Source organism: Gordonia sp. 135 (genome assembly GCF_009720185.1).
Lineage (GTDB): Bacteria > Actinomycetota > Actinomycetes > Mycobacteriales > Mycobacteriaceae > Gordonia > Gordonia alkanivorans.
This window is the reverse complement of record NZ_CP046257.1, coordinates 417,347-437,269: the sequence shown is the minus strand read 5'-3', so window position 1 is coordinate 437,269 and position 19,923 is coordinate 417,347. Positions and strand designations below refer to the sequence as shown.

The window sequence follows — 19,923 nt, the reverse complement described above, 5'->3', positions numbered from 1 at the left end:
GGTCACCACCCCCGCGACGGCGCCGGTCCGCGCAGGCGAGGCAGGTGATCGTCTCCCGGATACGACGAAGGTCCGCGGTGCACTCCCTTGCGGGTCGTGCACCACGGACCTTCGGTGGCGGAGGATAGGGGATTCGAACCCCTGAGGGCTGTTAACCCAACCCGCGTTCCAGGCGAGCGCCATAGGCCACTAGGCGAATCCTCCAACGTCGAGATGATAGCCGCCGGGGACTCCCACACCCAAACCCGCTTGCCGGCCGCTCGGTCGGCACTAGGGTCGGGGCATGTCCGATTCCTCTCCCATCGTCGTGATCGGAGCGACCGGCGGACAGGGCGGTGCCGTCCTCGACGCGCTGCTCGACGCCGGTTTCGCGGTGCGCGCCCTCGTCCGCGACGCCGTGTCGTCGAAGGCCGCGGCGCTCGCCGACCGCGGTGTCGAACTCGCCGTCGGCGACATCGTGAGTGGCGTAGGACTCACCGATGCGTTCACCGGCGCGGCGGGAGCCTTCGCGCTGACGACGCCCTTCGAGTCCGGCGTCGACGCAGAGGTCGCCCAGGGCACCGCGCTGATCGAGTCGGCGACCGCGGCCGCGCTCCCCTACCTCGTCTTCTCGTCGGTGGCCTCCGCCGACCGCGACACCGCCGTCCCCCACTTCGACTCCAAGTTCGAGGTCGAGCGGATGCTCGCCGCCACCGACATCCCGCACACGATCGTCGGGCCGGCCTACTTCTACGACAACCTGCTCGCCGGGTCCGACGCGTTCGCCACCGGCGTCATGCCGATCGCGATGCCTGCGGACAAACCGCTGCAACAACTCTCACGCCGCGATCTCGGCCGGTTTGTCGCGACGCTGTTCCGCAACCCGGGTGCGTACACCGGCGAACGGATCGACATCGCCTCCGACCATCCGACGCCTCTGGAGATGGCGCAGATCGTCGGCGACGTACTCGGAACGACGGTCAGCGCGGAATCCTATGATCCCGAACGCATCCCGTCGCCCGACATGAGTGCGATGTTCCGCTTCCTCGGCGATCGCGGTTACGAGGTCGACATCCCCGCACTGCACCGCCGGTTCCCCGGTGTCGGTTGGCAGACCTTCGCCGAGTGGGCCGCCGAGGCGCTGCGCGGTTGACCCGCGAATCTTCCGTATGACGTCGAACCCGGAAAGCGGGCACAACGTCATGCGGATCGGATCCCAGGGAGCGTCAGTCCCCGATCCGGTTACCCTTCTCGTCCCAGTGCTCGGCGACCTTCTTGCTCGGCTGCACACGTGGCGGCTCGCCGGGCATCTTCGGGTAGCTGGGCGGATAGGGCATGTCCGCCAGCCCGTTCGCGTCGTCCTCCTGGACCATCTCGAGCAGGTTCTCGATGCCGCGGCGGTGGTCGGCGATGTCGGCCCACGGATCACCGCGATCCTCCAGCAACTTCGGGACGGTGGCCATGGTGCAGTCGTCGGGATCGACATCGGCCAGTTCGTCCCATGTCACCGGGGTCGAGACCCGGCCGGTCGCGCTGCGGCGGACGGAGTAGGGCGAGGCCATCGTGCGGTCGCGGGCATTCTGGTTGTAGTCGATGAAGATCCGTTCCCCACGTTCCTCTTTCCACCACGAGGTGGTGACCCGGTCCGGGTCGCGGCGTTCCAGTTCACGGGCGATCGCGATGACACAGCGCCGCGTGGCGATGAAATCCCACAGCGGCTCGATGGGGACGTAGACGTGAATCCCGCGCCCACCCGAGGTCTTCACGAAGCCGGTGAAGCCGAGCTCGTCGAGCAGTGGTTTCAGCCCGTCGATCGCCACGTTCCGGACGTCGTCGAAGGTCGTGCCGGGTTGCGGGTCGAGGTCGATGCGGAGCTGGTCGGGATGGTCGTTGTCCGGGTGCAGGGTCGGCCAGGTGTGGAACGTGACCGTCCCCAGGTTCGCCGCCCACACCAGATCGGCCGGCATCGTCGGGCGGATGGCGTCCCCGGTTCGTTTGGACGGGAACACGATCGGCGTGGACTGCACGTGGTCGGGCCGCTTCTTCGCGATGTGCTTCTGGTAGATCTCCTCCCCCTCGACACCGTCGGGGAAGCGTTGCAGAAACGTCGGCCGGTCGCGCGTCGCGCGCATGAGCGGCCCGTCACCGCTGTCGTCGACGCCGAGCGCGAGCGTCCGGTAGTAACCGACGAGATCCCGCTTGCGGCCGCCGTTCTCGCCGAGCTCGGGGAAGTAGATCTTGTCCGGGTTGCTGAGGCGGACGGCGACCCCGTCGACGTCGAGCTCTTCTGCGGGAGAACGTGATGCCATGGTCATTCCCCTTCGAGGACGTCGTGCAGGTCGTAGGTGAGCGGAACCTCTAGCTGGTCGTAACCGCAGCTCTCCGGGTCCCGGTCGGGGCGCCAGCGGAGGAACTTCACGGTGTGGCGGAAACGCTGGTTCTCCATCTGGTCGTAGGCGAACTCCGCGACCAGTTCGGGACGAATGGGAATCCACTCCCCCGACTTCTCCGACCGCCAGCGGGTGGGTTCACCCGGCGACGGCTTGTCCGGGTCGAGACGCATCGGCTCGAACATCTCTTGCAGTTCAACACGTTTGGCGTCGGAGAACGCACCCGCTCCCCCGACCATGTGCAGCTCGCCGTCGTCGCCGTAGAGCCCGAGCAGCATAGAGCCGATCCCCCTGCCGGACTTGTGGATTCGGTAACCGAAGATCACGCAGTCCGCGGTCCGCTTGTGTTTGATCTTCAGCATCTCGCGCTTGTTCTCCACGTAGAGGCCGTCGAGTCGCTTGGCGACGACGCCATCGAGGCCGGCGCCCTCGAAGGCGGAGAACCAATCCTCGGCGACCGAGGGGTCGCCGGTCACCCGGCTGACGTGCATTCGCCGATCCCGGCCGCCGGGTCCGACCGCGCGCAGCAACGCCTCTCGACGAACCTCGAACGGTTCGTCCTTGACCGACGTCGATTCCAGCGCGAGTGCGTCGAAGCCGATGAAGATCGCGGGTGTCTTCTCGGCGAGCATGTTGACCCTCGACTCGGCGGGATGGATGCGCTGGGCCAGCGAATCCCAGTCGAGCCGATGCGTGTTGCCGATGAGTGCGGGCACCCCGATCTCGCCGTCGAGGACGACCCTGTCCGGCAGCTCGGCCTTTGCCGCGGCCACGACCTCCGGAAAGTACCTGGCCAGGTCTTTCCCGCCGCGGGAACCGATCAGCACCTCGTCGCCGTCGCGGAAGATCAGCGCGCGGAATCCATCCCACTTCGGCTCGTACGACCAGGCGGTGTCACCGTCGGGCTGCTGCGGCACGGCGGTGACCGCCTTGGCCAGCATCGGGGCTACGGGCGGCATGACCGGAAGATCCATGGCTTCACTGTTCCTCACTTCTCCGGGCGCTGGCAACGACCCGCCCGGAACTCCGGGGTGACCGCCGGGTCTGGCGCAGAGACAGACCACCGGCGAGATCGGTTCTCATCGCGGGTCGTCGGAGCGACGCGGTAACCTCGACGCGATGTCGACACAGCACGCAGCGGGCCGGTATGCGCCGTCCCCGTCGGGCGACCTCCACGTCGGCAACCTGCGGACCGCCCTGCTGGCCTGGTTGTTCGCCCGCACGACGGGTCGGCGGTTCCTCATCCGCATGGAGGATCTCGACCGCGCGGTCGCCGGCGCCGACGCCCGGCAACTCGCCGACCTCGCCTCGCTGGGCATGGACCGGGAGACCCCCGTCGTCTATCAGACGCAACGACGGGACATCTACGGCCGGATCATCGACCGTCTCCGCAAGGGCGGCCGGACCTTCGAATGCTTCTGCACGCGTCGCGAGATCCTCGAGGCCCCGTCCGCTCCCCATGCACCGCAGGGCGCCTACCCCGGCACCTGCCGGAACCTCACCGACGCCGAGCGCGCCGAGAAGATCGCCGCCGGCCGACCGCCCGCGTTTCGCATCCGGGCCGATACCACCGAGTTCACCGTGACCGACCTGCTCCACGGCACCTTCACCGGGATGGTCGACGACTTCGTCATCCAGCGCAACGACGGCACCCCCGCCTACAACCTGGCCGTCGTCGTCGACGACGCCGCGCAGGGAGTCGATCAGGTCGTGCGCGGCGACGACCTGCTGTCGTCGGCTCCCCGCCAGGCCTACCTCGCCACGTTGCTCGGCGAGACCCCGCCGACCTACGCCCATGTGCCGATGGTGCTCAACACCGACGGCGTCCGGCTCTCCAAGCGCGACGGAGCGGTGACCCTCGCCGACCTCGCAGCAAGCGGTGTTCCGGCCGGCACCGTCCTCTCGCACATCGCTCGCTCGCTGGGCCTCGCAGGTCCCGGCGAAACCGTCGATCTCCACACGCTCGCAAGCCGTTTCGACCCCGATGCCCTCCCCCGCGAACCCTGGCTGCTGGGGCCCACGGAGTGGTCGTCCTGACGGTTACGCGGTCGTCGCCAGCAACCTCTGCAGCAGGTCGTTGAGCGTGATCAGCCCGATGGCCCGGCCGGAGTCGGTGACCAGCGCGAGGTGGGCGCGGCGTTCACGCATGGCGGCGAGCGCCTCGTAGACCGGTTGCCCGGATTCGATCCGCAGCACCGGGCGCATGAGATCGGCGGCTGTGGCACCCGGCTCCGCGCGCAGGCTGTCGCGCACGTGCACGACGCCGTGCACCGGTCCCCGGTCGGCGTCGCGCACCAGCAGCCGGAGGTGTCCCGAAATCCGTCCGGCCGTCTGGATCTCGTCGGCACTCGCGGTCGGCAGCACCGCGCCCAACGTGTCACTGGGCGTGACGACGTCGCCGAGCGTCAGCGATTCGAGTTCGAGTGCGCTGGTCAGATGCGCGTGATAGCGCTCGTCGAGTGTCCCGACCGTCGCCGAGTGCTCGACCAGGTGACGCAGCGCGTCGCTGTCCTGTCCGGTGGCCACCTGGTCCACCGGTTCGACGCCGACCCGCCGGAGGCACCAGTTCGCCAGGTGGTTGAGCTGCACGATGATCGGCCGCGTGAGCCACATGAAGGCTCGCATCGGCAGGGCCAACACGATCGCCGACCGCTCCGGGTGGGCGATCGCCCACGACTTCGGGGCCATCTCACCGACCACCAGATGCAGGAACGTCACGATGATGAGCGCCAGCACGAAGCCGACGATGTCCGCAGACCAGTACGGCAGGCCCCAGGTCTCGAACAGCGGCGTGAGCCAGTGGTGGACAGCAGGTTTCGTGATCGAACCGAGCGCGAGCGTGCAGACGGTGATGCCGAGCTGCGAGCCCGCGAGCAGCACGGACAACTCCGATGCGCTGCGCAGGGCGGCGCGGGCACTGCTACTCGTCGCGGCCTCGTCCTCCAGCCGGTGGCGTCGGGCCGCGATCAGAGCGAACTCGACGGCGACGAAGAAAGCACTCGCCGCGATGAGCGAGACGGTGATCACCCCGATGACCCACGGGTTATCCATTGTCGGCCTCCCGTCCGGCGTCCGATCCTGCTGCGTCGGTGCTCACTTCGGTTCCGAGTGTCATCGACACCAGCGCCGGCACATGCTTCTCGACCTCGAGGACATCGACGCGCACCACACGGGGTGGCGCCTCGTCGTCGTCGAGGACTGAGGCCGGATCGGGATCGATGGTGATCTCGACGGTCTCCCCGACCTCGGGCAACCCGACGAACTCGGCGATCACCAGTCCGGCGATCGTCTCGTAGTCGCCTTCGGGCAGTTCCCAACCGATCGCACGGGACACCTCGTCGACGTGGGCGTCACCGCGGACACGCCAGCCGCCGGCGGTCTTCTCGATCGCCGCGGAGGTCTCCGGGTCGTGCTCGTCGTCGATCTCGCCCACCAGTTCCTCGGCGATGTCCTCGGCGGTCACGACGCCGGCGAAGCCGCCGTACTCGTCGATGACGATGGCCATCTCCTCGTGTGCGTCAGAGAGGTTCTCCAGCACCTCCGGCAGCGGCAGGGTCGACGGGACGACGACCGCGCGGCGGCAGAGGTCACCCGCGGTGGCCGTCGGGACAGCCTGCGCGGGTTGTTTTTTCAGCGCGTACGACCACTCGAGAAGGTCGTGGAGATGGACCACGCCGAGAACTTCGTCGTCACCGGCGACCGGGTACCGGGTGTGCCCGGTACTCATCAGAGCGAGTACCTCGGAGGCGGGCAGCGACGCGTCCACCTGATCGGTGTGCGGACGCGGGATCATCGCGTGTTCGGCTGTGCGTGTGGGGAACTCGAGCACGCGGTCGAGCAGCACGGACAGGTCTTCGGGAAGCTCACCGGCGTCGCGCGACTCGGCGACGATGTGTTCGAGGTCGCGGACCGACGCGGAGTGTTCGACGTCGTGGACCGGCTCGATCCGCAGTGCGCGCAGCAACAGGTTCGACGCCTTGTCGAACAACGCGATCAGCCAGCCGAACACGGCGAGGTAGATCGCTGTCGACCGGGCGAGCCAGAGCGCGACCGGTTCCGGCCGGGCGATCGCGAGGTTCTTGGGGAAGAGTTCGCCGAAGACCATCTGCACGACGGTGGAGAACAGGATCGCGATGACCGTGCCGATCGCGACACCGACACCCACCGGGATGCCGACGTTGCTCAGCAGGTCACCGACCCCGGAACCGATCAGCGGTTCGGCGACGTAACCGACGAGCAGGCCGGTGACGGTGATGCCGAGCTGGGCACCGGACAGCATGAACGAGGTTCGCCGGGTGACGGAGAGGGCGCGCTTCGCTGCGGCGTCACCGGATTCGGCGCGGGCCTTCAGGCGGGAGCGGTCGACCGCCATGAAGCCGAATTCCTGGGCCACGAAGTAGCCGGTGACGGCGGTGATCGCGAGGACGACCAGGATTCCCAGGAAGATTCCGAGAACGGTCAGCATGTCGCCATCCGATCAGCTTCGACGCCTGGGACGTCGGGATGGATCTCGCAGTGGACTGCGTGTCCGGAACGCGGGTCAGGGCCCGGTTCGGGGCAGGGTGCGGACGGGTGTCGTCGGCGTTTTCGGCGCTTTGCGCGTCTCATCGTCTCTCTCGCTGGTACTCGATTACCCCTACAGGGTGCCGAGTGTTCGGGGGTGTACGCAACCTCGTTGCGATGGGGTCACAACGAATCACCGTTCCGCGCGGTTCCGGGACGTGACCCACCACACGGCGTCGGGGACGCGTTCAGTCCCGCGTCGAACCGTAGTAGCGCCGCAGGAACTCGTCGCGGTACTCGATGTACGTGCCGTTCTCGATCGCCTGTCGGGCCCGGTCTACCAGCGTGACGATGAACGACACGTTGTGCAGGGTCGCCAGCGTCGGGCCGAGACCCTCCTTCGCCTTGAACAGGTGATGCAGGTAGGCGCGGCTGTACTGCGAGGTGTAGTTCTCGATCTCGGGATCGAGCTGCCGGAAGTCGTTGCGGTACTTCGCATTCGTGATGTTGTATCGACCGTCGAGCGAGTAGATCGCACCGTTGCGGGCGACGCGCGTCGGCGATACGCAGTCGAAGGTGTCCACACCGTTCTCGATGGCGGTGAAGATGTCGTCGGGTTCGCTGATGCCCAGCAGGTGCTTGGGCGCGTCCTCGGGCAGTTCGTCGTTGACCCAGCCGACGATGGTGCCGAGGTTGTGCTTCTCGAGCGCGCCGCCGATGCCGTAACCGCCGAAGCCCTTGCCGCCGGCCTCGCGATCGGCCTCGCTCAGCGCGACGAGATCGCGGGACGCCTTGCGCCGCAGATCCTCGTACTGGGCACCCTGGATCACACCCCACAACGCCTGCTGGGGCCGATGTGCACGCTCGACACTCAGTCTGTTGTGCTCGGCCAGGCACCGGATTGCCCACAGCCGGGTACGCTCCAGCGAATTCTCCTGGTACGCACGGGTGTTCATCAACGTGGTGAGCTCGTCGAAGGCGAAGATGATGTCGGCACCGAGCTGGTGCTGAATCTGCATCGACACCTCGGGGGTGAAGCGATGCGACGAACCGTCGAGGTGCGACTTGAAGGTCACCCCGTCGTCGTCGACTCGCGACAGACGTTCCTTGCCCTCGGCGATGAGCGAGTCGTCGGGGCTGACCTCCATCGCGATGACCTTCTTGAAGCCGGCGCCGAGCGACATGACCTGGAATCCGCCGCTGTCGGTGTAGGTCGGGCCCGACCAGTTCATGAAGGCACCGAGCCCGCCGGCCTGATCGATGATCTCGGGGCCCGGCTGCAGGTACAGGTGGTACGCGTTCGCGAGGACGGCCTGCGCACCCAACTCGGCCACCGACTCGGGCAGAACGGTCTTCACCGTCGCCTTGGTACCCACCGGCACGAAGGCGGGGGTCTGGATCGCGCCGTGCGGGGTGCTGATCACCCCGGTGCGGCCGCGGGTGCCGGGCAGGGTGGTGCCGACGGTGTAGGCGGGGTCGGCGACTTCGGTTCCGGTACTGCTCACCGGTGCATCCTCCCAGGTCGGTGGCCTCCACCCAAACCGACGACGCCGCCGTCGGCCCCGTCTGCGCCCTCGACGACCTATCGCTCCGGCGTTCCGGCATTCGATACGGTGGGGACCATGTCGTGCAGAACGCGCCGCGCCATCGCCTCCGGGGCCAGGGTCGCCACCACCGCACTCGGCCTGTCGTTGGCCCTGTTCACACTGTCCGCGTGCGGTTCGGAACAGGATGTCACCGACACCTCCGCGAGCGGCGGGAACGGCGCTGTCGCTTCGGCGGAGCAACCCGCCGACGCCCCGTCGACCTCCGCACCCGTCGTCCCGGGTCGCAAGCCCGCGTCGGCCCGTCCCAACTCGGTCACCTCTGGTGCCGACGCGGACGAATCGACTCAGGGCGGCCCCGGCACCACCTGCGGCAGCATCCCCGGCCCCGACGGCGCGCTGCGTGTTCTGGTCCTCGCCGGCGACGTCGACTGCGACCAGGCGAAGTCGATCGCCGACGAGTACGGCCCCAAGATCGTCACCGGCACGCAGCAGTCGGTGGGCGGCTGGACCTGTGGGCCGTCGGCGCTACAGGGCGTGCTCGCCGCCTGCCAGAAGGACACGACGGTCATCGGTTTCGCTCCCTGACCCCAACTCGCTTGACCCTCACGCGACGTCAGACCCCAAGGTTGCTCATGTGAGTGAAGAGAAGCACCACCCGCTCCGCACTCCTGCGTCGGACCTGACCGTTGGCGTCGTCGCGGGGATGGTCGGAGTCAGTGTCCGCACACTGCACCACTACGACCAGATCGGTCTGGTGACGCCGTCGCGCCGCACGCCTGCGGGATACCGCGTCTACGACGACGCCGACGTCGCACGGCTCTACCGTGTCCTCACCTATCGCGAGCTGGGCTTTTCACTCGGGCGGATAGCGACCCTGCTCGACGATCCCGATGCTGACGAACTGCATCAACTCCGCGCGCAGCACGAGCTGCTCACCGACCGGATCGATCACTTGCACCGGATGGTCGCAGCGGTGGAGGAGATGATGATGTCGAAGAAGCAGGGGATCCAGCTGTCCGCGGCCGAGCAACGCGAGATCTTCGGCGACGACTGGCGCGGCGAGGAGTACGCGGCGGAGGCCGAGGAACGGTGGGGCGAGACCGCCGCGTGGCAGGAGAGCCGCAAGCGCGTCGCCCGGTTCTCGAAGGAGGACTGGCGGCAGATCAAGGCCGACGCCGATGCCCTCGAACGGCGCCTCGCCGACGCGATGCTCCGCGGACTCACACCCGGTTCCGCCGAAGCCGATGCCCTCGCCGAGGAGCACCGCGCACAGATAAGCCGGTTCTACGACTGCACCCACGAGATGCACGTCGGGCTCGCCGACATGTACGTCGCCGACCCGCGTTTCACCGCGCACTACGACGAACAGGCGCCCGGGCTCGCCGTCTATCTGCGCGAGGTCATCCGGGCCAATGCCGAGAAACGGATCTGATCGACGCCGCCCGGTGTCTGCTCACTCGTCCAGATAACGCTTCCGGAGCGCTTCCGGCACAGCGGGATCCAGTCCCAGACCGTCGCGGAAGTAGCCCTCGATGTCACCGAACTGTGCGGTCATCTCCTCGAAGGCGCCCTCGAGGTAGTTCCGCTGGACGCCGAGGATCGGTTTCAACACCTCGGGGTCGCCGCCGGCCGTCTGGAACGCGGCGAAGACCGGGTGCAGTGCCGGGATGAGCTCGTCGTTGGTGAGCAGGTAGTCCTCGAACACCTCGTCACGTCCGACACCGAGCACAGAGAGGAAGGTGGCAGCGGCCCAGCCGGTCCGGTCCTTGCCGGTCGTGCAATGGAACAGTGCCGCACCCGGCAACGCGGGCTCGGCGAGTGCGCTGAACAGCCGGTGGTAGGCCGCATGGGCGCTGGGCAGGGTCAGGATCTGTCGGTAGGTGGCCTCCATCAGCTCCGCCGCCTTACCTCCCCCGAGCGCATCGCTCACCGCGGCGACCGCGGCCGGATCGGCGACCACCTCGTTGAGACGGGCCGGGATCGCGGTCGACGAATCGGCCAGCACGTCCAAGGGGACCTCTGCGACGCCGGGCAGTGCCGGGTCCGGCGCAGCCGAACGCTCGGCAACCGTGCGGAGGTCGTAGACGGCCGTGATACCCAGCGCGTCGAACTTGGCGAGGTCGTCACCGGCCAGTCGGTGGAGCTCGGTGGACCGGAAGACCAGACCGGGTCGGACCCGGCGTCCATCGGCGGTCGTCCATCCGCCGAGGTCCCGGAGATTCGGCACGGTGGAAAGAGACAAGGCGTGGGCGTGGGTGAGGTCGGTCATGACGAGAGATTCTGACAGGCCGATCCGACGACGATTGGGTCCAGCGACCGAAATGTGGCACCGATTCACACACCGCAAACCTGGTGAGGCACTTCGGTGGCGTCGCGACGACGAGAAGTTAACGCGAACTATGGTGTTACTCCCGGGTAACGGCAATATCGTGCCGTCTTCGGAGATTGCCCTGGCCCAGCCATTCTTTCCCCCGGAAAGGGGACACCGAAACCCAGTCCGCGGGATTCCGGACACATCATGAGGATTACGGCCGTTCACCCCAAACGTGCTGTTCGCGGACGTAGCGGGCACTTCGAACCGGACCCCGGAGCCGTTACAGGTTGCCGGGGCGAATTTCGTGCCAGGTTCGCCCTCTGTGACCTGCGCGTTCGCATTGATATGCCGGATATGCCTGGGCTAAGTTCCAACGTATGTCCAGCAAAGTGACTGTTCACGGTCGCACACTCATCCGAGTCACTCGGGTATTCGACGGGACGTCCGAAGGACTGATCGAGGGCACAGACCCACTCATCGAGGGCGACGCCGCGCGAATCTTAAAGAACCTCTGAATTCACCCCCAGCCTGTCGTACTGCTCACCGGCGGTACGGCAGGCGAGTCGGTTATGCCGACACAACGACAGAAAGTTGGACGATGTGGTCTTCGGATCGGGCGGCAGCGATGCGTGATGCCCCGGAGCCTGGCGGCACCCCCTCTGACGCGACCCTGATCGAAGGCCACGGACTCTCCGTGGATGCTTCCTGGGGCCACATCTACGGCCCGGTCGACCTTCGGGTCCGCACCGGCGGGGTCACGGTCATCGCCGGGCCGGAGGGCCGAGGCCGCACCGCACTGCTCCTCACCCTCGCAGGTCGCATGAAGCCGACGAAGGGTGAGCTGGTCGCCTTCGACCGCGCCAACGACGCCCACCACCTGTTCGAGAACGCGGCCGTCGCGTGGATCGACGAGGTCGACGGGATCGAACAGACCATCCGTGTCAGCGACGTCATCACCGAGCAGATCCGGTGGTCGGCGCCTTGGTACAAGTGGGTCACGCCCGCGCGCGAGGAAGACCTCGAGCGCATCTGCCGACCCGTCTTCGGCCCCTACCCCCTTCCCGCGATGGAATCGTTCGTCGAGGAACTCCCCGAGCTGACCGCGGCTCTCTTCCGGATCGCCGTGGGCAACCTGCGCCGTCCGCCACTGCTGGTCGTCGGCGGAGTGGACAACCTGACCCGGCGCGAGAACCAGGTCCATCTCATGGACCGCCTCGTCGACCTGGGCCGCACCCAGACGGTGATCACCGCCGACATCAACGCCGTGTCCCCGGCCGGCGGCGTCCGTGACGTCATCCCCGTCGACAACCTCACAGATGGCCAGTTCGTCGGCCTCGAGCACGAAGATCGGACGTAGGAACATGTTTGCCGCATTCTCGCCGGGCAGCGACATCAAGCGCTACTACCGGGGCCGGATGCCCCGGCTGGCGCTCGTGGTCATCATGCTCATGCCGCTCCTCTACGGCGCGATGTACCTGTGGGCGTTCTGGAATCCGTTTGCCGCCGCCGACAAGATCCCCGTCGCACTCGTCAACGAGGACACCGGTGCAGTCGTCGAAGGGCAGAAACTCGACGCCGGCTCCCAGGTCGCGGCCGGACTGATCGAGTCCAAGCAGCTCGATCTGCACGAGGTCTCCGCCGCCGAGGCCGCCGACGGTGTCGCGCACGGCAAGTACTACTTCTCGATCACGCTGCCCGCCGACTTCAGCAAGGCGATCGCCTCGCCCACGAGCGACAAGCCGCGTTCGGCGCCGCTGGTGTTCACCTACAACGACGCCAACAACTACCTGGCGACGATCATCGGTCAGGACGCCGCCCAGCAGGTCGTCAACAAGGTCAGCGCACAGGTCGGCGCGCAGACGTTCGAGATCGTCCTCAACGAGGTCGGGGACCTCACGCCCAAGCTGACGGAAGCGGCCGACGGCGCGAACGAACTTGCCGCCGGTCTGAAGACCGCCGACTCGGGCGCTCAGGAGCTCGCGTCCGGTCTCGGCCAACTCGACTCCGCACTGATCAAGGCCACCGATCCCCTGCTCAACGCACTCGGCGCCGACCAGACCGGTCTGTCCTCAGCCGAGGTGAATGCGGCCGCAGATCGACTCGCCCGCAATGCCGGAGCGGCGTCGAACGAACTCACGACCGCCGCGAATCAGCAGTCGCAGGCCAGCAAGGGCCTCGACTCGGTCATCGCCCAGCTGAGTTCGTCGCCGGATCCCACGATGCGATCTCTCGCCAATGCCCTTTCCCCCGCACAACAGTTCCTGCGCACCAGCGGACTCGGACCGGACGCGAACAACCAGCTCACCCAGCTGAACAACGACGCCAACGTGCTCTCGCAGCAGCTCGGCAATCCGAACAGCCCCCTCCGCCTCGGCCTCACCCTCGTCGAGAACGGCGGCCTTCGCAACGACATCCTCGCCGCACGCGGTGCCGCCAACGAACTGAAGAGCGGCTCAGCCGAACTCAGCTCTGGCCTCGGTGAGCTGAGCGCGGGTGCCGACGAACTGGCGTCCGGTCTGGAAGAAGGGGTCAAGGCCATCCCGTCCTGGACCAACCAGGAGAAGACGGAGATCGCCAAGACGTTGGCACAGCCCGTCGCCCTGCAAGAGGACTACACACACGAGGCCCCGACCTTCGGTACCGGCTTCGCACCGTTCTTCATGTCCCTGGCACTGTTCGTCGGCGGCATCATCACCTGGATGTTGTTGACGCCGTTGCAGTCCCGCCCGATCGTCCAGGGCTTCTCGTCGCTGCGCGTCGTATTGGCCTCGTACGCACCCGCTTTCGCCATCGGCTTCATCCAGGCGACCGTCCTGTACACGGTGGTCACCTTCGCGGTCGGGCTGCGTGCCGAGTACCCGATAGCCACGTTCCTGTACCTGTTGCTCGTGGTCGCGACCTTCATGGCGATGATCCAGATGTTCAACGCGGTCTTCGACGTCGCGGTCGGACGTGTTGTGACACTGGCGTTCCTGATGATCCAGCTGGTGTCCGCGGGTGGTATCTATCCCGTGCCGACCACGGCCACGCCGTTCCAGTACATCCACTACGTAGACCCGATGACCTACACGGTGGAGGGCCTCCGACAACTCACGGTCGGCGGCATCGACTACCGACTGTGGCTCGCCATCGGTGTCCTCAGCGGAATCACCCTGGGCTGCCTGCTCATCTCGTCGTGGGCCGCCCGTCGAAACCGCCAGTACACGATGGACCGTCTGTATCCGCCGGTGGAAGTCTAGGGAGGTCGAGACAGGCAAGCCCCCGTGACTGTCGTCTACCTCGAGTAGATCGCTTCAACCGCCCCATTTCCGGTATTGAGCGCCTTAGCATCTGAACACCAGGAGGAATACATGACACCCAAATCGAACTCGCAGGCCCGCGCCACGACCAACATCGGCGACAACCTGAATCTGCGGACCGTCTTCACCCGCCCGGGCGAGGCCACCGATCTGCCCAAGTTCTCGATGGCCGACGACATGCTGCTGCCCGAGACCGCCTACCAGATCGTCCACGACGAGGCGATGCTCGACGGCAACGCGCGCCTGAACCTGGCGACCTTCGTGTCGACCTGGATGGACGACGAGGCGAAGAAGCTCTACTCCGAGACCGTCGACAAGAACATGATCGACAAGGACGAGTACCCGCAGACGGCCGCCATCGAGGACCGCTGCTGGAAGATCCTCGCCGACCTCTGGCACAACCCGAACGTCGACAACGCCATCGGCACCTCGACCATCGGTTCGTCGGAGGCCTGCATGCTCGGCGGCCTGGCCCTCAAGCGCCACTGGCAGGCCCGCCGCAAGGCCGAGGGCAAGTCCACCGAGACCCCGAACCTGGTGCTGTCCACCGCCGTTCAGGTCTGCTGGGAGAAGTTCTGCAACTACTTCGAGGTCGAGCCCCGCTGGGTGCCGATCAGCCCCGACCACATGGTCCTCGACGGCCACGAGCTCGAGAAGTACGTCGACGAGAACACCATCGGCGTCGTCGCCATCATGGGCCAGACCTACACCGGCATGTACGAGCCGGTGAAGCAGATCGCCGCCAAGCTGGACCAGATCCAGGCCGACACCGGCCTCGACGTGAAGATCCACGTCGACGGCGCGTCGGGCGCGATGATCGCTCCGTTCTGCCAGCCCGACCTGGAGTGGGACTTCCGCGTCGACCGCGTCGTCTCCATCAACACCTCGGGCCACAAGTTCGGCCTCGTCTACCCGGGTGTCGGCTGGATCGTGTGGCGCGACACCGAGGCGCTGCCGGAGAGCATGGTCTTCCACTGCAGCTACCTCGGTGGCGACATGCCCACCCTGGCTCTGAACTTCTCGCGTCCCGGCGCCCAGGTGCTGCTGCAGTACTACCAGTTCCTGCGCCTCGGCCGTGAGGGCTACCGCCAGGTCCAGCAGGGTTCGCTCGACGTCGCGCAGTGGCTGTCGTCGGAGATCGCCAAGATCGACGCCTTCGAGCTCGTCAGCAAGGGCGACACCATCCCGGTCTTCGCATGGCGCCTGAAGTCGGGCCACACCGACAACTGGAACCTCTACGACCTGTCTGATCGCCTGCGCATGAAGGGCTGGCTGGTCCCGGCCTACCCGATGGCCGACGACCTCGCCGACCTCACCGTCCAGCGCATCGTCGTCCGCGCCGGCCTGAGCCACGACCTCGCGCGTGCCCTCATCGCCGACATCCAGACCGAGGTCGACTTCCTCGATCGTCTCGAGGGCCCGATCCCGGCCGAGGGTGAGCGCTCGCACTTCCACCACTGATCGCCGAGATCGTCGCGATCCCCTGATGTGTCCCCGGCCTGGCATCCCTTCCAGGCCGGGGACGCATCGTCGCATTCACAGACAGGTAGAAAATGAGTATTGCCGCGTCAGCCCCCAGACGCAGCACGGTCTTCATCCCGACCCTGAACAAACAGTGTTGGGGCTTCATGATCGGATCCGCACTCTTCGCGTTGAGCGCGGCGCCGGGCTTCGGCAGCTCGGCTGGATCGTCGGCCGTCAATCTCTGCTGCTTCGTCGGGGCGTGGTTCTTCACCGCCGCCGGCCTGATCCAGCTGATCCTGAGCGGCCCCGTGACGACCAAGGTCGACTACGGCAGCGGCATCATGGTGCGCGCCGACTGGCTCGCGGCGTCGACCCAGTCGTTGGGAACGATCCTGTTCAACGTGAGCACCACCGCGGCACTCACCGCGCATTCGATCCCCTCCCAGAGAGAGTTCGTCTGGTCGCCGGATGCCGGCGGATCGATCCTCTTCCTCGTCAGCGGCTTCATGGCCGTTCGCGGCTACCGGCACGCACACAAGTTCTTCGACCCGGGTTCGGCCGGCTGGTGGTCGGTGCAGATCAACCTCATCGGATGCATCGCCTTCGGCGTCGCCGCGGTGGGCGCCTACGTGTCCAAGGGCGGAGTCACGGTCGACACGGCGATGGCGAACTGGGGAACCTTCATCGGAGCGATCTGCTTCTTCCTGGCGTCCCTCGTGGTCCTCCCGGCCTGGGACCGCAACTCCGCGGGTGAGTCGGCATGACCGGACCACTTACACAACCGAATCCCGGCGAGGGCGCTCGGGCACCGGGGAGCCGGGGATGACCGAGCTGTTCCGGGACGATGTCTCGTCGGACCCCCTCCCGCCGAAGGTGATCGAGACGTGGGAGCGCCGTGTCGGCGTGCACCGCAGCAACATCCATGCCGAACCGATCCGGCTCACCGGACCCGACGGAATGCGCCACTACGGGCAGCACGTCGAGGTGCGGACCGATGACCCCGGTTCGTTCGACTCGCTGATGTACGTACGTCAGCTCTCGATGATCGGCACGTTCTGCAGCCTGCACACCCCGCTCGAGGTGTCGCGGAACCCGCGCCTCATCTCCGAACAGCCCTCCGAAGACCTGGTCATCGGGGTGCACACCCTGGAGGGCAAGCACATCATCCGCCAGGGGTCACGCGATTTCGCCTACGGCCCCGGGCAACTCGCCTTCGTCAGCAATGCATCCCCCTACCTCGAGCGGACCTTCGAGATCAATGACCCTGCGGGCCTGGTGATCCCGCTCGAACTCCTCGGGAACCAGCGCCGCGTCGCCGAGCAGGCCCGCCGGCCGGTCGCCTCTCACACCCTGCTGGCGCGCGCCACCGCATCGTTCATCCTTCAGTTCGCGTCGGACACCGCGGTCGGCGTGACCGAACCCGGCCCGGACACGGAGATGGCCGCCATCGAATTGGTTCGCGCTGCACTCGGACAGCTCGACTACGACAATCGACAGATCACCGACAACGCCCTTTTCGTGCGGGAGGCGGTCTCCGACCTCATCGAGCGTCACCATCGCGATCCCTCGTTCACCCCGAACGCGATCGCCCGCTACCTGCACATCAGCCGCCGTCAGCTGTACCGGCACTTCGAGGACACCGAGGACTCGTTGGCCGCACGCATCGCCGACCGCAGACTCAAGACCGCCTGCGAGTTCCTCCGGACACGTCCGGACATGGCGGTCTCCGAGGTGGCCAGGATCTCCGGCTTCCCGTCGAGTCCCACGATGCGCAACCGCTTCCGGGCCGAACTCGGGATCGGCCCGAGCGAATACCGCGCCCGCGCGGCCGCCGAGGCCGACCCCGTGGAGAACTGGGAATCACCGACCGCGTGACACGCGGCCGGCCCGGACCTCAGCTCAGCAGGGCCTGCGCCACCCGCTCCAGTGCGGCGACGCGACTTCCTTTGACCAGTACCGCATCTCCTCCGGCGAGGTCGCCGAGTGCGGCAACCGCTTCGTCGACGCCGGAGGTGTGGCGCGCGGTGTCGCCGTAGTCGGGTTCGTCGACCGCGATGACCTCGATGCCGAGTTCGTGTGCCTCGAGTGCGATCGCGTGATGCTGGGCCGGAGAGTCCGATCCGAGTTCTGCCATGGTGCCGAGAACGGCGACGCGTCGTCCCGCGGGCAGCGCGGCGAGCGACTTCAGTGCCGCCGACATCGACGTCGGGTTCGCGTTGTAGGCGTCGTTGAGCACGATCGTGCCGTCGGCGTTCTTCGCGAGTTCCATTCGCAGACCGGACAATTCGGCGGCAGACATACCATTGGCGATGTCCTCGACGGACACTCCGAGACCGCCGCCGGCCGCCGCGGCCGCGAGCGCGTTGGGGACCTGGTGCTCACCCCGCGCACCGAGGCGCACGTCGGTCGAACCCCACGGCGTGTGCAACCGGAACGATGCTCGCAGCTCGTCGTCGACGACGATGTCCGACGCGTACACGTCGGCGTCCGGCGACAGGCCGTACCGCAGCACCCGGGCCGAGGTGCGCTCCGCCATCGCCGCGACGTACCGGTGATCGGCGTTCAGAACCGCGATCCCGTCGGCCGGAAGGGACTCGACCAGCTCACCCTTCGCGCGGGCCACCGATTCGATGTCCCCGAACAACTCGAGGTGGACACCTTCGACGCGCGTGATCACGCCGACGGTCGGGCTCGCGATGGAGCACAGCAGGTCGATGTGGCCGATCCCGCGCGCACCCATCTCGAGGACCACGGCTTCGACGTCGTCGGCCGCGCCCGCCAGGGTCAGCGGAAGGCCCAGTTCGTTGTTGAAGGACTTCTCGCTCGCCGCGGTGCGGTAGGTGGTCTGCAGGACCCCGGCCAGGAGGTCCTTGGTGGAGGTCTTGCCGACCGAGCCGGTGATGCCCACGACGCGGTCGGGAATACGGCCGCGGACCGCACGCCCGAGATCAGCGAGGGCCAGGGCGGTGTCGGGGACGCGAATGGCGGTGCCGCGAGAGACCTCCGCGCGCGAGGTGAAGTACGCCGCCGCGCCGCTCTCCAGGGCCGACGGGATGAAGTCGTGACCATCCCGCTCGGCGACGATCGGCACGAAGAGCTGACCCGGCCGGACATTGCGCGAGTCGATGCTCGCCCCGTCGATCTGCACGTCGGGACCGATCAACTCGCCGCCGACGGACGCTGCGACCTCACTCGCCAAGAAATGCACGACCTCACGCTAGCCGACGTCCGCGGACCGGCTTCCCGAGCCGTCTGCGCTGCTGGTCGAGCCGTGTCGAAACCCACAACCGGCCACGCCACCCCGAGAACTCGGTTGCCGGGGGCCGTATCGTGACATGCATGTCTTCGCGGCTCCTGCGTCTTGTGGTCCTCTATGGCGGGGTGTCCGCCGAACATGATGTGTCACGGGTCACAGCCGCGCATGTTCTCGCCGCCGCTGACCGGGCCAAATACGACCTGGTCCCCATCGGCATCGCCAAGGACGGCACCTGGCTGCGCAACGACAAGGCCATCGCCGCGATCGCCGACGGCACCCCGCTCCCGGACGTCCTGGAGGTGGCCGGCACCGTCGTCGACCCGCTGACCGAACTCCGCGGACACGCCGACCAGGCGATCACCGTCGTCCTGCCGCTGCTGCACGGTCCGCACGGCGAGGACGGCACCATCCAGGGGATGCTCGAACTGTTCAAGCTGCCCTACGTCGGCGCCGGGGTGCTCTCGTCGGCGGTGTGCATGGACAAGGCAATGGCGAAGATCGTCGCCGCGCAGGCCGGCATCCCGCAGTGCCGCTGGGTCGAGTTCCGCGACGGCGTCGACGACCCGGACACGATCGTCCCGCGGGTCGTCGAGGAGCTGGGGCTCCCGGTGTTCGTCAAGCCCGCGAACCTCGGATCGTCGGTCGGCATCACCAAGGCGCACGACGAGCGTGAGCTGGACGCCGCGATCAACCTGGCCCTGCGCTACGACAACGTGGTGATCATCGAGGAGAACGTCACCGGTCGCGAGATCGAGGTGGCCGTCCTCGGCGACACCGCCCCCGAGACGTCGGTGCCCGGCGAGATCGAACCCGGCAGCGAGTTCTACGACTACGAGGACAAGTACGTCACCGGCGCGGCGAAGCTCGTCATCCCGGCGGTCCTCCCCGACGCCGCGATCGCCGAGGTCAAGGAGCTCGCGGCCCGGACGTTCACGGCGATGCGCTGCACCGGTATGGCCCGTGTGGACTTCTTCTACGAGGCCGACGGTCGCGGCTGGCTGCTCAACGAGGTCAACACCATCCCCGGGTTCACCCCCGGTTCGATGTACCCGAAGCTGTGGGAGGCCACCGGGGTGCCCTACGCCGATCTCATCGACCAGCTCGTCGTCTTCGCGCTCGAGGTCCACCGGCGCCGCGCCGGCTTCTCGACCGAGCACTGAGCCACCCGACG

17 protein-coding genes and 1 tRNA gene are annotated in these 19,923 nt (G+C 67.2%); 10 read left to right on the top strand and 8 right to left on the bottom strand.

The genetic code is table 11. The features are described 5' to 3' along the window. Window positions 1-115: 115 nt before the first annotated feature. Window positions 116-204 (bottom strand) — tRNA-Ser (locus GKZ92_RS01890). Window positions 205-283: 79 nt separating this feature from the next. Between GKZ92_RS01890 and GKZ92_RS01885 the strand changes: the two genes are divergently transcribed. Then, window positions 284-1,132 (top strand): NmrA/HSCARG family protein, encoded by an 849-nt coding sequence (locus GKZ92_RS01885; protein ID WP_155224950.1) that lies wholly within the window; start codon window positions 284-286, stop codon window positions 1,130-1,132. 73 nt (window positions 1,133-1,205) lie between these two features. On the opposite strand, the gene GKZ92_RS01880 is transcribed toward GKZ92_RS01885, so the two are convergent. After that, complete coding sequence (locus GKZ92_RS01880; RefSeq protein WP_155224949.1) at window positions 1,206-2,288, bottom strand: DNA polymerase domain-containing protein; 1,083 nt, start codon at window positions 2,286-2,288, stop codon at window positions 1,206-1,208. A 2-nt stretch (window positions 2,289-2,290) separates the two neighbouring features. Then, on the bottom strand, window positions 2,291-3,343 hold the full coding sequence (locus GKZ92_RS01875; RefSeq protein ID WP_155224948.1) for an ATP-dependent DNA ligase: 1,053 nt from the start codon (window positions 3,341-3,343) through the stop codon (window positions 2,291-2,293). 145 nt (window positions 3,344-3,488) lie between these two features. Between GKZ92_RS01875 and gluQRS the strand changes: the two genes are divergently transcribed. Continuing rightward, the gene (gene gluQRS, locus GKZ92_RS01870) at window positions 3,489-4,406 is read left to right on the top strand and encodes a tRNA glutamyl-Q(34) synthetase GluQRS (RefSeq protein WP_155224947.1); all 918 of its coding nucleotides are present in this window, start codon (window positions 3,489-3,491) and stop codon (window positions 4,404-4,406) included. A 3-nt stretch (window positions 4,407-4,409) separates the two neighbouring features. Here the strand turns inward: gluQRS and GKZ92_RS01865 are convergent, their stop codons facing one another. From GKZ92_RS01865 to tgt, 3 genes are all read right to left on the bottom strand, one after another. Next, a complete protein-coding gene (locus tag GKZ92_RS01865) occupies window positions 4,410-5,420 on the bottom strand; it encodes a hemolysin family protein (protein ID WP_155224946.1) in 1,011 nt (336 codons plus the stop codon). Then, a complete protein-coding gene (locus tag GKZ92_RS01860; protein ID WP_155224945.1) occupies window positions 5,413-6,834 on the bottom strand; it encodes a hemolysin family protein in 1,422 nt (473 codons plus the stop codon). The genes GKZ92_RS01865 and GKZ92_RS01860 overlap by 8 nt, the downstream gene beginning before the upstream one ends. A 286-nt stretch (window positions 6,835-7,120) precedes the next feature. Then, window positions 7,121-8,377, bottom strand: a complete 1,257-nt coding sequence (gene tgt / locus GKZ92_RS01855) for a tRNA guanosine(34) transglycosylase Tgt (protein ID WP_155224944.1) — start codon at window positions 8,375-8,377, stop codon at window positions 7,121-7,123. A 117-nt stretch (window positions 8,378-8,494) separates the two neighbouring features. On the opposite strand from tgt, the gene GKZ92_RS01850 reads away from it, so the two are divergent. Together GKZ92_RS01850 and GKZ92_RS01845 are read left to right on the top strand one after the other, a co-directional pair. Then, window positions 8,495-9,004, top strand: a complete 510-nt coding sequence (locus GKZ92_RS01850; RefSeq protein WP_006358947.1) for a hypothetical protein — start codon at window positions 8,495-8,497, stop codon at window positions 9,002-9,004. A gap of 49 nt (window positions 9,005-9,053) precedes the next feature. Next, entirely contained in the window at window positions 9,054-9,851 is a 798-nt protein-coding gene (locus tag GKZ92_RS01845) for a MerR family transcriptional regulator (protein WP_155224943.1), read from the top strand. Between the two features lie 21 nt (window positions 9,852-9,872). On the opposite strand, the gene GKZ92_RS01840 is transcribed toward GKZ92_RS01845, so the two are convergent. Next, a complete protein-coding gene (locus tag GKZ92_RS01840) occupies window positions 9,873-10,688 on the bottom strand; it encodes a tyrosine-protein phosphatase (protein ID WP_155224942.1) in 816 nt (271 codons plus the stop codon). A 670-nt stretch (window positions 10,689-11,358) separates the two neighbouring features. Between GKZ92_RS01840 and GKZ92_RS01835 the strand changes: the two genes are divergently transcribed. The 5 genes from GKZ92_RS01835 (at window position 11,359) to GKZ92_RS01815 (ending at window position 17,371) form a co-directional block, all read left to right on the top strand. Then, the gene (locus tag GKZ92_RS01835) at window positions 11,359-12,090 is read left to right on the top strand and encodes an ATP-binding cassette domain-containing protein (RefSeq protein ID WP_005200505.1); all 732 of its coding nucleotides are present in this window, start codon (window positions 11,359-11,361) and stop codon (window positions 12,088-12,090) included. Between the two features lie 4 nt (window positions 12,091-12,094). Further along, on the top strand, window positions 12,095-13,972 hold the full coding sequence (locus GKZ92_RS01830; RefSeq protein ID WP_075863641.1) for a YhgE/Pip domain-containing protein: 1,878 nt from the start codon (window positions 12,095-12,097) through the stop codon (window positions 13,970-13,972). Window positions 13,973-14,083: 111 nt separating this feature from the next. Then, window positions 14,084-15,493 carry a glutamate decarboxylase gene (locus GKZ92_RS01825; RefSeq protein ID WP_006358942.1) on the top strand — a complete coding sequence of 470 codons (1,410 nt, stop codon included), beginning with the start codon at window positions 14,084-14,086 and terminating at the stop codon, window positions 15,491-15,493. 92 nt (window positions 15,494-15,585) lie between these two features. Next, window positions 15,586-16,260, top strand: coding sequence for a hypothetical protein (locus tag GKZ92_RS01820; RefSeq protein ID WP_075863550.1), 675 nt, complete (start codon window positions 15,586-15,588; stop codon window positions 16,258-16,260). A 58-nt stretch (window positions 16,261-16,318) separates the two neighbouring features. Continuing rightward, the gene (locus GKZ92_RS01815) at window positions 16,319-17,371 is read left to right on the top strand and encodes a helix-turn-helix domain-containing protein (protein ID WP_075863549.1); all 1,053 of its coding nucleotides are present in this window, start codon (window positions 16,319-16,321) and stop codon (window positions 17,369-17,371) included. Between the two features lie 19 nt (window positions 17,372-17,390). Here the strand turns inward: GKZ92_RS01815 and GKZ92_RS01810 are convergent, their stop codons facing one another. After that, complete coding sequence (locus tag GKZ92_RS01810) at window positions 17,391-18,704, bottom strand: UDP-N-acetylmuramoyl-tripeptide--D-alanyl-D-alanine ligase (protein ID WP_075863548.1); 1,314 nt, start codon at window positions 18,702-18,704, stop codon at window positions 17,391-17,393. Window positions 18,705-18,835: 131 nt separating this feature from the next. Between GKZ92_RS01810 and GKZ92_RS01805 the strand changes: the two genes are divergently transcribed. Then, complete coding sequence (locus tag GKZ92_RS01805) at window positions 18,836-19,912, top strand: D-alanine--D-alanine ligase family protein (RefSeq protein WP_035754385.1); 1,077 nt, start codon at window positions 18,836-18,838, stop codon at window positions 19,910-19,912. Window positions 19,913-19,923: the final 11 nt, after the last annotated feature.

What these genes read in the sequence shown, in the direction of transcription:
- GKZ92_RS01865 (WP_155224946.1), bottom strand. Translation starts at nt 5,420, where the DNA reads ATGGATAACCCGTGGGTCATCGGGGTGATCACCGTCTCGCTCATCGCG.
- GKZ92_RS01885 (WP_155224950.1), top strand. Translation starts at nt 284, where the DNA reads ATGTCCGATTCCTCTCCCATCGTCGTGATCGGAGCGACCGGCGGACAG.
- GKZ92_RS01835 (WP_005200505.1), top strand. Translation starts at nt 11,359, where the DNA reads ATGCGTGATGCCCCGGAGCCTGGCGGCACCCCCTCTGACGCGACCCTG.
- GKZ92_RS01805 (WP_035754385.1), top strand. Translation starts at nt 18,836, where the DNA reads ATGTCTTCGCGGCTCCTGCGTCTTGTGGTCCTCTATGGCGGGGTGTCC.
- GKZ92_RS01815 (WP_075863549.1), top strand. Translation starts at nt 16,319, where the DNA reads ATGACCGAGCTGTTCCGGGACGATGTCTCGTCGGACCCCCTCCCGCCG.
- GKZ92_RS01830 (WP_075863641.1), top strand. Translation starts at nt 12,095, where the DNA reads ATGTTTGCCGCATTCTCGCCGGGCAGCGACATCAAGCGCTACTACCGG.
- GKZ92_RS01825 (WP_006358942.1), top strand. Translation starts at nt 14,084, where the DNA reads ATGACACCCAAATCGAACTCGCAGGCCCGCGCCACGACCAACATCGGC.
- GKZ92_RS01860 (WP_155224945.1), bottom strand. Translation starts at nt 6,834, where the DNA reads ATGCTGACCGTTCTCGGAATCTTCCTGGGAATCCTGGTCGTCCTCGCG.
- gluQRS (WP_155224947.1), top strand. Translation starts at nt 3,489, where the DNA reads ATGTCGACACAGCACGCAGCGGGCCGGTATGCGCCGTCCCCGTCGGGC.
- GKZ92_RS01880 (WP_155224949.1), bottom strand. Translation starts at nt 2,288, where the DNA reads ATGGCATCACGTTCTCCCGCAGAAGAGCTCGACGTCGACGGGGTCGCC.
- GKZ92_RS01840 (WP_155224942.1), bottom strand. Translation starts at nt 10,688, where the DNA reads ATGACCGACCTCACCCACGCCCACGCCTTGTCTCTTTCCACCGTGCCG.
- GKZ92_RS01850 (WP_006358947.1), top strand. Translation starts at nt 8,495, where the DNA reads ATGTCGTGCAGAACGCGCCGCGCCATCGCCTCCGGGGCCAGGGTCGCC.
- GKZ92_RS01875 (WP_155224948.1), bottom strand. Translation starts at nt 3,343, where the DNA reads ATGGATCTTCCGGTCATGCCGCCCGTAGCCCCGATGCTGGCCAAGGCG.
- GKZ92_RS01820 (WP_075863550.1), top strand. Translation starts at nt 15,586, where the DNA reads ATGAGTATTGCCGCGTCAGCCCCCAGACGCAGCACGGTCTTCATCCCG.